The 10,237-nt window shown below is 36.4% G+C and carries 10 protein-coding genes and 1 pseudogene; 5 read left to right on the top strand and 6 right to left on the bottom strand.

Annotated features, from left to right (window positions below; translation table 11 throughout):
* Window positions 1-614 precede the first annotated feature (614 nt).
* Together QNJ66_RS24745 and QNJ66_RS24740 are read left to right on the top strand one after the other, a co-directional pair.
* Window positions 615-1,070 (top strand): hypothetical protein, encoded by a 456-nt coding sequence (locus QNJ66_RS24745; protein WP_300511321.1) that lies wholly within the window; start codon window positions 615-617, stop codon window positions 1,068-1,070.
* A 32-nt stretch (window positions 1,071-1,102) separates the two neighbouring features.
* Window positions 1,103-1,879, top strand: a complete 777-nt coding sequence (locus QNJ66_RS24740; RefSeq protein WP_300511320.1) for a sulfite exporter TauE/SafE family protein — start codon at window positions 1,103-1,105, stop codon at window positions 1,877-1,879.
* Window positions 1,880-2,192: 313 nt separating this feature from the next.
* Here QNJ66_RS24740 and ftsH read toward each other — a convergent pair whose 3' ends face one another.
* The 4 genes and pseudogenes from ftsH to QNJ66_RS24720 all read right to left on the bottom strand — a co-directional run bounded on the left by ftsH (window position 2,193) and on the right by QNJ66_RS24720 (window position 5,072).
* Window positions 2,193-4,169 (bottom strand): ATP-dependent zinc metalloprotease FtsH, encoded by a 1,977-nt coding sequence (gene ftsH / locus QNJ66_RS24735; RefSeq protein WP_300511319.1) that lies wholly within the window; start codon window positions 4,167-4,169, stop codon window positions 2,193-2,195.
* Window positions 4,153-4,287: a hypothetical protein gene (locus tag QNJ66_RS24730; RefSeq protein ID WP_300511318.1), complete on the bottom strand. Its 135-nt coding sequence runs from the start codon at window positions 4,285-4,287 to the stop codon at window positions 4,153-4,155. Before QNJ66_RS24730 ends, ftsH begins: the two co-directional genes overlap by 17 nt.
* 148 nt (window positions 4,288-4,435) lie before the next feature.
* Window positions 4,436-4,792 (bottom strand): annotated as a pseudogene (locus tag QNJ66_RS24725) (DUF86 domain-containing protein).
* Window positions 4,782-5,072 carry a nucleotidyltransferase family protein gene (locus QNJ66_RS24720; protein ID WP_300511315.1) on the bottom strand — a complete coding sequence of 97 codons (291 nt, stop codon included), beginning with the start codon at window positions 5,070-5,072 and terminating at the stop codon, window positions 4,782-4,784. Before QNJ66_RS24720 ends, QNJ66_RS24725 begins: the two are co-directional and overlap by 11 nt.
* 164 nt (window positions 5,073-5,236) lie before the next feature.
* On the opposite strand from QNJ66_RS24720, the gene QNJ66_RS24715 reads away from it, so the two are divergent.
* Complete coding sequence (locus tag QNJ66_RS24715; protein WP_300511314.1) at window positions 5,237-7,051, top strand: tetratricopeptide repeat protein; 1,815 nt, start codon at window positions 5,237-5,239, stop codon at window positions 7,049-7,051.
* 631 nt (window positions 7,052-7,682) lie between these two features.
* Window positions 7,683-8,657: a cysteine synthase A gene (locus QNJ66_RS24710; RefSeq protein ID WP_300511313.1), complete on the top strand. Its 975-nt coding sequence runs from the start codon at window positions 7,683-7,685 to the stop codon at window positions 8,655-8,657.
* 42 nt (window positions 8,658-8,699) lie between these two features.
* On the opposite strand, the gene QNJ66_RS24705 is transcribed toward QNJ66_RS24710, so the two are convergent.
* Window positions 8,700-9,155, bottom strand: coding sequence for an allophycocyanin (locus tag QNJ66_RS24705; protein ID WP_300511312.1), 456 nt, complete (start codon window positions 9,153-9,155; stop codon window positions 8,700-8,702).
* 143 nt (window positions 9,156-9,298) lie between these two features.
* Here QNJ66_RS24705 and QNJ66_RS24700 point away from each other — a divergent pair, with 143 nt between their 5' ends.
* Window positions 9,299-9,550 (top strand): (2Fe-2S) ferredoxin domain-containing protein, encoded by a 252-nt coding sequence (locus QNJ66_RS24700; protein WP_300511311.1) that lies wholly within the window; start codon window positions 9,299-9,301, stop codon window positions 9,548-9,550.
* 14 nt (window positions 9,551-9,564) lie between these two features.
* Here QNJ66_RS24700 and QNJ66_RS24695 read toward each other — a convergent pair whose 3' ends face one another.
* Window positions 9,565-10,062 (bottom strand): hypothetical protein, encoded by a 498-nt coding sequence (locus tag QNJ66_RS24695; RefSeq protein ID WP_300511310.1) that lies wholly within the window; start codon window positions 10,060-10,062, stop codon window positions 9,565-9,567.
* Between the last annotated feature and the right edge of the window lie 175 nt (window positions 10,063-10,237).

Here is a 10,237-nt window from a genome sequence, read left to right as displayed (position 1 = left end):
ATGTTCGTTTATTAAGTAGGAGTTCTAAGTTATGTATCGCAAGATAATTGTGATTTTCGAGGCATCGAACCTCGAAAATCACACGCTCTACCTCCCCACGCCGTGCCTGAGCGTGGGGACTCTCGCTTGATTCGTTGAATGGAATGCAAGCATACTTTGTTCCTCAGCACAAGTCTTGCTTGCTATTTTTCTACTAAGATTCTACTATTTTTTACGAGATAGCAAAACTAACTTCTACCATTTGTCTGATTAATTGTTCTTCTGTTGTCCCTGTTTCTAAACAAGATAAATACTATCTATGTCCGGACGTTCTTCACGGTCGACTTTTATGTAGCAGATAAGTTAAGACCCATTTAAACGAACTATTTACAAATTAGTAAACAAACCGTAAAACTCCCTTCCCATCCCCCTATCTCCCCATCTCCCCATCTCCCTATCTCCCCGTCTCCCCATCCCCCTATCTCCCCGTCTCCCCGTCTCCTCATCTCCCCATCAGTCACTGCTGTTAGTCCATAGACAGATAAGCATACAGTCCACCAACAAAGCAATTTTGTGTTGCGTTAAGATAACATAGGTAAAAGTTGCCTTGATTTCAGTGGGGAGGTGTACCAACCATGTTTAAATATTTTATCTCAATGACAGCGTTAATGGTATCTGTCGCAGGGATAGGAGTTTCTTTAGCTAGAGAAGAATTTAGATGTTATTTAGGTTTAGCTTCTGCTGCTTGTCAATCATCGGAAATTAAGTCAATATCACCGACTGAAGTTGATGCTATATCCGATCAAAAAGATACCCAAAATAGTGATCCTAATTATCAAGAAAAGTTAGAGCAAAAACCATCTTTTAACGCTAAATCTTCTGATGGTTTAAGAGAATTTCCACAAGAAGATAGAAACGCTTCGGTGAGAAAAACCTTTGATTCTGATAGTAAGTTTATTCCTGTTGAAGAACTTTCCCGTATTCCTGAGAAGACACCTAACGTTACTTTAGATAATTTGGTTCCTTCTGGAGAAGAGGGTTATGTGGGAATTCCTATTGAAGTTCAACCCTTTAATGAGGGAAATCATTAATATATTTGGGGACAATTTATTATGAAGAAACAATGTTAGTAGAAATTTTAATTTTAATTGTTAGTGGTTTGGGTGCGGGACTACTATCAGGAATTTTAGGAATTGGGGGAGGAACAGTTTTAGTTCCTCTTTTACTTGCTTTGAATTATACATCTTTACAAGCAATTGCTACCAGCAGTTTAGCCATTGTTATTACTTCTTCATCGGGAAGTATTCAAAATTGGCGCATGGGATATTTGAATTTTAAAAGGGTTATCTTATTAGGAATTCCTGCTCTTATAACTGCACAATTTGGTGTAATTGTTGCTAATCGTATCCCCGAATTTGTCTTGTTAACTGCTTTTGGTTGTCTACTAGTTTTTAATATATTGTTAAGCAATTTGCGCCGTCAATTAGTAACAACATCTCATCAATCGTCTGAGGCAAGATTATCGGAGAAATTAGTTTGTTTATTAACGGGAGGAATGGCTGGATTTTTAGCTGGTTTATTTGGTATTGGTGGGGGAGTTATTATGGTTCCTCTACAAATGTTATTGTTACAAGAAAAGATAAAGGTTGCGATACAAACGAGTCTAGGTGTGATTGTTATTACTTCTATTTCTTCTTGTTTTGGTCATGCTTTAAATAATAATGTTGTTTGGTTAGTGGGAATTATTTTAGGTTTTGGAGGATTAATTGGAGTGCAAATAAGTACCCGATTTTTACCGAAGTTACCTGATAAAGTGGTTCGTTTTTGTTTCTATGGAATGTTAGCTATGTTATCGGTTTATACTTTTTGGAAAGCTTGGAATGTTTACAATGCTAATTAGTTAAGGAAAGTACGAATATTATCCCGATGGCAAGAATTGGTCATTGTGTTAAACATAAAGATGGTTCAATGGTTTATAAAATTCATTTTGGTGATAATAACCGATTGGGTTATGGGTTTTCTCCTGTTTTGATTTTTTCAGAATGAATTTATCTAACTTTATAACCTGAATTCGATTTTTACTTTGCTTGAAAGAGCGCAGTAAGTAAGGTTAATCAGAAGAAAACCCTACTTATTTTAAGAAGATGTGATTTAATTATGCAAGATCATTAATGGAGTTAAAATACTTTACAAAATTGATAACTCATAACTGTTTACTGTTCACTGATATCCTGCACTTGAGCAAGTAATTGTTCTAATTCTTCTCCTTCTATAACTTCAATTGTTAATAATTGTTGAGTAATTGTTTCTAGGAGATCAGCGTTATGATTAAGAATAGATAAAGCCTGTTGATAGCCAGAATCAACAATTTGTTTCACCTCTTCGTCAATAGCTTTTGCTGTTTCTTCACTCACCAAACGACGAGGGTTAAGACCATTATTCCCTAAAAAATTGCCCTGTTGTCCTTTGTCGTAGGCCAAAGGACCAAGGACTTTACTCATACCATAAGTAGTGACCATGCGTTCAGCGATATCTGTGGCCCGTTGTAGATCATCGGAAGCCCCATTAGTAACACTACCAAAGATGATCTCTTCTGCTGCCCTCCCCCCTAATAACATAGCAATTTGTTGACGAAATTCGCTGTCACTCATCAAAAAACGGTCTTCGGTGGGCATTTTCAAGGTATAACCTAAAGCTGATAAGCCCCGTGGCACAATGGAAATTTTAGCAACTTTACCACCCCCCGGCATGACAGCCCCGACTAAAGCATGGCCGACTTCGTGGTAAGCAACAATTTTTTTCTCCTGATCGGCTAAAACTCGGCTTTTTTTCTCCAAACCAGCTAAAACCCTTTCTATGGCCTCTTTAAAGTCCGCTTGGGTCACATATTCCCGTTGATTTCTCGCTGCTAATAAAGCCGCCTCATTGACAAGGTTAGCTAAGTCGGCCCCGGCAAACCCTGGGGTATGGGTAGCAATGTCTTTGAGGTTGATATCTGGGTCAATTTCTACTTTTTGGGCGTATATTTCTAAGATAGCTAATCTTCCGGATAAGTCAGGGCGATCAACCAATACTTGACGGTCAAAACGGCCTGGTCTTAATAGGGCTGCATCGAGGCTTTCTGGGCGGTTGGTGGCGGCTAAAACGATGACTGTGGCATCCCCCACGGCAAAGCCATCCATCTCGGTTAAAAGTTGGTTTAAGGTCTGTTCTCGTTCATCGTTACTACCACTGAGTCCGTTGCCTCCACTACGAGATTTACCGATGGCATCTAATTCATCGATAAAAATGATACAGGGGGCTTGTGTTTTAGCTTGATCGAATAAATCTCTGACTCTGGCGGCCCCAGTTCCTACGAATAACTCTACAAATTCCGACGCAGAGATGCTAAAAAAGGTAACATCGGCTTCCCCTGCTACTGCTTTGGCTAAGAGGGTTTTACCTGTTCCTGGTGGTCCTACTAATAACACTCCTTTAGGTATTCTTGCACCGATGCGACTAAAGCGATCGGGGTTTTTCAGGAATTCGACAATTTCTACTAATTCGGTTTTTGCTTCTTCGGCCCCGGCCACATCTGCAAAAGTAATTCTCGCTGCTTCTCCTTCTACATAGACTTTAGCTTTGCTTTTACTAAAGGCTAATGATCCTCTATCTTCGTTACGATATAACAGAAATTGCATGGCTAACACCAAGATTACAGGGGGAATAACCCAAGCTAAAATGGTACTTACCCAACTGTTTTTAGGGGGTGCGGCCGCCTCAAATATGATACCTTTTTCCCTAAGTAACATAGGTAAATTGGGATCGTCAATGGGAATAGTTGCTAAAACTTCTCCCATATTCCTTGAAGTTTGTGGTTGAGAGGGGGTTGAGGCGGTTGGCCCGTGAAGGGGATTACTTGAGTTATTGGACTCATTTAAGAGCGTTTCTGGTAGAGAAAATATGTCTTCTGGAGGAGAAAGGGAATATAATTGATAGAGGATCAAACGGTTGCCTATCTTAACTCTGGCTACTTTATCATTTTCTACTTTTTCGAGGAATTCGCTGTAGGGTTCAATGGTAATCTCGTTATTGGAACGATTGATGTAGTAGTAGATAAGATAGATAAACAAGATCACCCCAACTCCCATTAATATCAAGCTACTGAGAGGGGGAAGACGTAGAAAGCGAGAGTTATTTTTTAGTCCCATTTTTATTGATCACCAGATCCCAAATACTATGATTATCTTCTAGGGTAGCAGTTTGCTTACGGGTTCGGGTAATACTACTGAGGGAAGTTTGGGGAGTGTGGGGAGTGTGGGAAGTCAAGCAATTTTAAATATAGCGTTTCCCGGACTCATGAGGTACACCTAATATCTAACTCCGAACTCCGAACTCCTAAAACTAGAAAACTGTGTACCTCACAAGTATGGGAACTGCTATAAATGTTTTTTTCATCATAAAATAAAAATAAACGTTAATTTTTGGGGTTATTTTCATTTTCTAAAAGTTCGTGTAATTGTGAATGTAGGGAAGTTAAATCATTTTGAATTGTTCGCCAAATAAATGGTAATTTTACCTGAAAATACTCATGGAAAATAACGTTTCGCATATCTCCCATCAAACGCCAAGGAATATGAGGATAACGTGACTGTATGTGATGAGGAACATTTTTAGTTGCTTCACCAATAATCCCAAAATCATAGAGAACAGCTTTAATAATTGTCCGATTATTGCTAAACTCCTCAAAGGTCATATTAGCGGTTCATTGTAAAATATCATCAATAGATTCCATGATGTCTTGAATCCGTAGGGGCCACTCTCTAGAAGGCATTGATTACATCCTTTAATACAGGTTCTCGTAAGTGTGCTCTTAAGGCATCTTCTGTTCCTAAATCAACAGAACAGTTCAGAATATCTTCTAAATACAGTCGGATTTTTATAAACTCAAATAATCCCATTTCTTGATTGAATTCTACTAAGAAATCTACATCACTATCGGGACCGGCTTCATCTCTTGCCACTGAACCAAATAATAACAGAGATTTTACCCCCAATTTTTCTAATTGTTCTCGATGTTCAGCGATAATTTTGAGTACATCATCCCGTTTCATTGATATTACCTCTAATTGAATCACTAATCAAATAACTAGATATCTGCTTCTCCAGTTGTCTGGTGATTATTATATCTCTTTTTTCATTTAAGTTGTGAAATTAAGAGATAAAATAAAAGTTAGATACAAACTGTAGAAATTATCTATTGCGAACTTATTAAATTATGTCTGAGTCTAATTCGTTATCGAACCGTTACCAACAACTGATTGATTCTATTGTAGAGATTACTCTACAAGGAAAAATTAGATCCAAAGAACAAGTCTATCGAATGTTGGTTAAAGAGATTGAATCGGGTACGGGTGAAATTTTTGAGCGTGTTCTTGATGAAAATACCCAGAAAATAACGGCACAATTAGAAAAAAAATTAAAGGCGACTCGTATTTTAAGGGCGTTGCAAACTATTGAAGGACAATGGGAACGTTGGCAAAAAGAAAATCAAAATGAACAAACCCTTACTTTAGCCATAGAACAAATTAAAAAGGCTGATACTCAACATTTATTAGCTGCTTTTTTACCTTGTTTAGATCAAAGTAATAATAATAGTTTGAATCGAGAACAATTACAAAAACTTTCTCAATTACTTAAGGACTCTAGTGAGGGTTTAGATACTTTAGAATTAGCTAATGGTATTAAAGATGGATTAACAGAATTTTCTCGTTTAGAACCTGAGTTAATTACTTGGATTTATGAACAAAATCAAAGTAGTTTAGGTTTTGGTTCCGAAAAACAAGGCCCTTGGCCTTGGTGGGAGAAAAAAACCAGTTTACCTTTAGCACAAATGTTGTTTAAAACTTTAGCTAATAACCAATCTATTAGGGATTTATCTGATAAAAGTTCTCAGGTAGAATTGAGGGCTTGGGTTGAATTAATTTTGGTGTTACATTTTCTAGAAAGGGGTTTAGTTAAATGGTTTGATGAACAACCTTATAATGCTAAATTTGGGCAACGTTTATCATACAGTACATTATTGATATTTTCAGTAATTTTTGCTCAACTTTCTCAGGGATTTACTGGTAAAAATAGTAATTTAAGGGAAGGCTATTTTTTGATGATGTTACAATCATTAAGAAAATTAACAAAACGGAAAGATTTTCCTTTATATGGCGGTATTTTTGCTTCATTTTCTGGAGAAAATCTACGGGATACTTTAACTTATTTTGATGATCCTTTAAAGGAAGTCGAAAGAACTCAAGAAAAAGCTAGAATTCTTACTTTACTCGCTTACTCTCAATTAACTTTGGGAAATTATGAACAGGCCAAAAAATTTCATTTAGAAGCATTAGAAATTGCTCAAGAAGCTTCTGATAAACCCTGTGAAATTGCTAACTTTAATCATTTGAGTCGCATTTGTATTGCTGAGAAAGATTATAGTCAAGCGATTAATTATAGTCAAAGAGCATTAATGTTTTCTCGTCAAGTAGGAGATAAATTAGGGGAAGCGAATGGATTAATTAATGTGGGTTATAGCGAAGTTTTTCGGGCTAAAGAAGTTGAACAAATGACCCCAGAAATATACGAGTCTGCTATTAATTATTTAGAACAAGGTGCTACTTTAGCGGAAAGATTAGAAGACTATCAAAGTCAAGCATTGGCTTATAATAGTTTAGGTATTGCTTATGTTATTTTATCTCAACCTTCTGCTGCTATTACTGCTTTAGAAAAAGGCATTAAAATGGCTCTTAATTCTGGTAATACTTATCTACAAGGGTTGAATTTTACCTATTTATCCGAAGCTTATTACAGCTTAGAAGATGTCTCCAAAACTATCTATTGTGGATCTTTAGGAATGTACCTCTTGCATCAAATTGAGTCGGCTGAATATCGACAAGCTGCCGGTCTATTAACTATTATCAAGGGCAAAATAAATGAGAGAGAATTCAAAACATTACTCGAAGAAAATCGCCCCAAAATTATCAAACTAATTGGAGTTGATGGTTATGACGAATTACCGAAGTTATTAGAAGAATATCAAGGGTAAATTTAGAACTCATAATTTAGAAGTTAGAATTAAATTTTTTAGACAAATTCTAACTTCTAAATTAAACTTTAATCATATTTTTATTTAAACCAAGTCTTTAAAATTTGGGTCTTATTTCAAGAGTTTAACTAAAAGAATGTGAAGAAACTGATCGTCAAATTAAAGAAGTTAATAAACAGAAGAAACTGTTATTATTCTTAATTACGATAAATTTCGACCCAAAACTTGGTAGTTTTTTGACTGTTGAGAACAACTGTTAATTTTTGTTTCAGGATAACATAAGCTTTATCTTTAGTATTCTTGTTCTTTTTATTTCTTTTATTTTAATAAAAACTTAAGTTTTTTGGACTTATATCTCAATTTAGTATTACAAGTTAAACCAAATGGTGAAACTATAATTGCAAATTGTGATTTAGCTGGCCAATGTTCATATGTTGATGTTGAAGATTGTCCTCTTAATTAAGAGGACTAAGGCAAGAATATAGAGTTAAGCTTGTTCTAAGATAGATTGGATTATCGTTTGATGGATGGAGTATTCTGACGATATTAGGATAAAATGTAGTATAGAATAATCGACTATTATCCCTATTGTATCTAGGGAATGCACTTGTCCATCGAATCACTCTATATTATGAATATTAAAGAAGGCTTTGTTGGTACTGTTGGCAATACACCCCTCATTCGACTAAAAAGCTTTAGTGAACAAACAGGCTGTAATATTTTAGGAAAGGCAGAATTTCTCAACCCCGGTGGCTCCGTTAAAGATAGGGCTGCTTTATATATTATCAAGGATGCAGAGGAAAAAGGACTACTCAAACCTGGGGGAACCGTTGTCGAAGGAACCGCAGGCAATACAGGGATTGGATTGGCACATATTTGCAATGCCAAAGGCTATAAATGTCTGATTATTATCCCAGAAACCCAGTCACAAGAGAAAATTGACCTCTTAAGGACTTTAGGGGCTGAAGTTCGCACCGTTCCTGCTGTTCCTTACAAAAATCCCAATAATTATGTTAAGGTCTCAGGAAGACTGGCCGAAGAGTTAGATAATGCCATCTGGGCTAATCAATTCGATAATTTAGCCAACCGACAGGCACATTATGAAACCACTGGCCCCGAAATTTGGCAGCAAACTGATGGCAAGGTAGATGCTTGGGTATCCGCCACAGGAACCGGCGGAACTTATGCTGGTGGGGCGTTATTTTTTAAGGAGAAAGACCCGAATATTAAATGTATTGTAGCTGATCCTATGGGCAGTGGTTTATATAGTTACGTCAAAACGGGAGAGATTAAACCGGAAGGTAGTTCCATAACTGAAGGTATAGGTAACAGTCGTATCACAGCCAATATGCAGGGTGTTCCTATTGATGATGCCATTCAAATTGATGACAATGAAGCCCTAAGAATAGTTTATCAATTATTATACCAAGATGGCTTATTTATGGGAGGATCGGTCGGTATTAATGTGGGGGCGGCCGTTGCCTTAGCTAAAGAAATGGGACCAGGCCATACCATTGTTACTATCTTATGTGATGGTGGGGCGCGCTATCAGTCTCGTCTTTATAATCAAGAATGGTTAGCATCTAAAGGACTATCTCTCAAGTGATTTTAACCCCGTCGTTAAGCACGGGGTCTTATTAATTAATATTTAACGCAGCATCATTTGAACAAGTTCTAAAGCTGGTTTAATGAGTTTCATTTCCTCATCATTAAATTGTTCATTCATTACTTCTCCCATCATTTTATAGGTAATATTAGATGAATTTTGGTCTTTAAAAGCCCTCATAATTATACTTTGCCAGAGAAGTTTCTGACGCAACTTATCAGGTTCATTGAATAACATAGCTGTTGCTATAAAACGCATGGTATGTCTTTGATCTCGTTCACAAAGAGATGATAAATCTTTTCCGGATTTTTGGAATATGTCAGCGTGAGTTTTAACTCCTATTTGTTCAATGAGTTGGTTTTCATTCTTATATATTTTGTTGTATGTATAAATGCGTTGGTCAATTTCTTCTAGGTAATCTTTCAAACATTCTAGTTCTGCATCACTAGCATAGCGACCGTCGCATTGTTGAGCAAGTGTTGTCAGTTGAGTTAGCATTACTTTTTCACTCCTTTAGATCACTTTTTGTAGAAACTCGCCTCTATTATTCCCCAATGCTTAAAACCTCTTAACATTTTGGGAAGAATTATTTTGTCAGCAGAAGTAAGATTAGAAGGAGTTCTTCTAACTAATATTCATTGATGATTCATCGAAGTCCAAGGTTCAGCGATCGCTCAATTTTAGTTTGTCAAGGTCTTTGTTGCCAGAAAGATGGTTCGGAAAAACTTTTAAAAGCGTTTAAGTCTCAAATAACTTCAGATACGAAGATTATTCCGGCTGGTTGTTTGGGCAAATGCGAAAAAAGCCCCATTGTATTGACTTTGCCCCGAAAAATTACCTATAAACGGGTTTCTCTGGAAGATGTATCTCGTATCTGTAATGCCTTGTCTTGATTTAAACCCCATCGTTAAGGAAGGTGTCTTATTTTATATAATTTAGAAATTGCACCGCAACTAACTAAACTTAATAAAGCGATTATAGAAGTGGGTTCGGGAACCTGGGTGCTAGAGTTATTATTAGATCTAATGTCTTGCATAACTTGAGTTATTCCTGTTTTGTGAGGATCACAGAATTCTTTAATAGCATTTGCCTGATGAAACAAGTCTAAGTTAGATACATCATAACAGTTCTGATTGGGAGTTCTCTGGAAATCTACATCTAATGTTAGGTTAATATCGCCAAAAGGGCTTGGATATGGTAATTTTCTCCCAGTCGTTTTCACCCGAAACGATAACTCATTTTCCTCACCAATTTTATATTGAAATTCCTCGATATATTTTGCTTCTTCAACAGTTATATTATCCAGTGAATTATAGTCACTAGTGAAACTAGCGTAGAAAGATTTTACTTCATTGGGGGAAATCATTGTGTCATTATTTTTGTCAGTTGCGGTGAATTCACCCACTAAAACATCCTCAAGATATTTTCGAGAGAAATATACTGTTAGAGACTGTTTGTAAAAAGAAAATGAAAAGACTTTTTTAAAAAATCATCCCTAATAAACCTATGAGAAGTTTATTAGTTTTTAAGAATGGAGGAAAATTAATAGTGGGGAAGCCAGGTCAGAAATTTGGCTAGTA

The organism is Crocosphaera sp., from assembly GCF_030064895.1.
Taxonomy (GTDB): Bacteria; Cyanobacteriota; Cyanobacteriia; order Cyanobacteriales; family Microcystaceae; genus Crocosphaera.
This window is presented reverse-complemented; position numbering and strand designations above follow the sequence as displayed.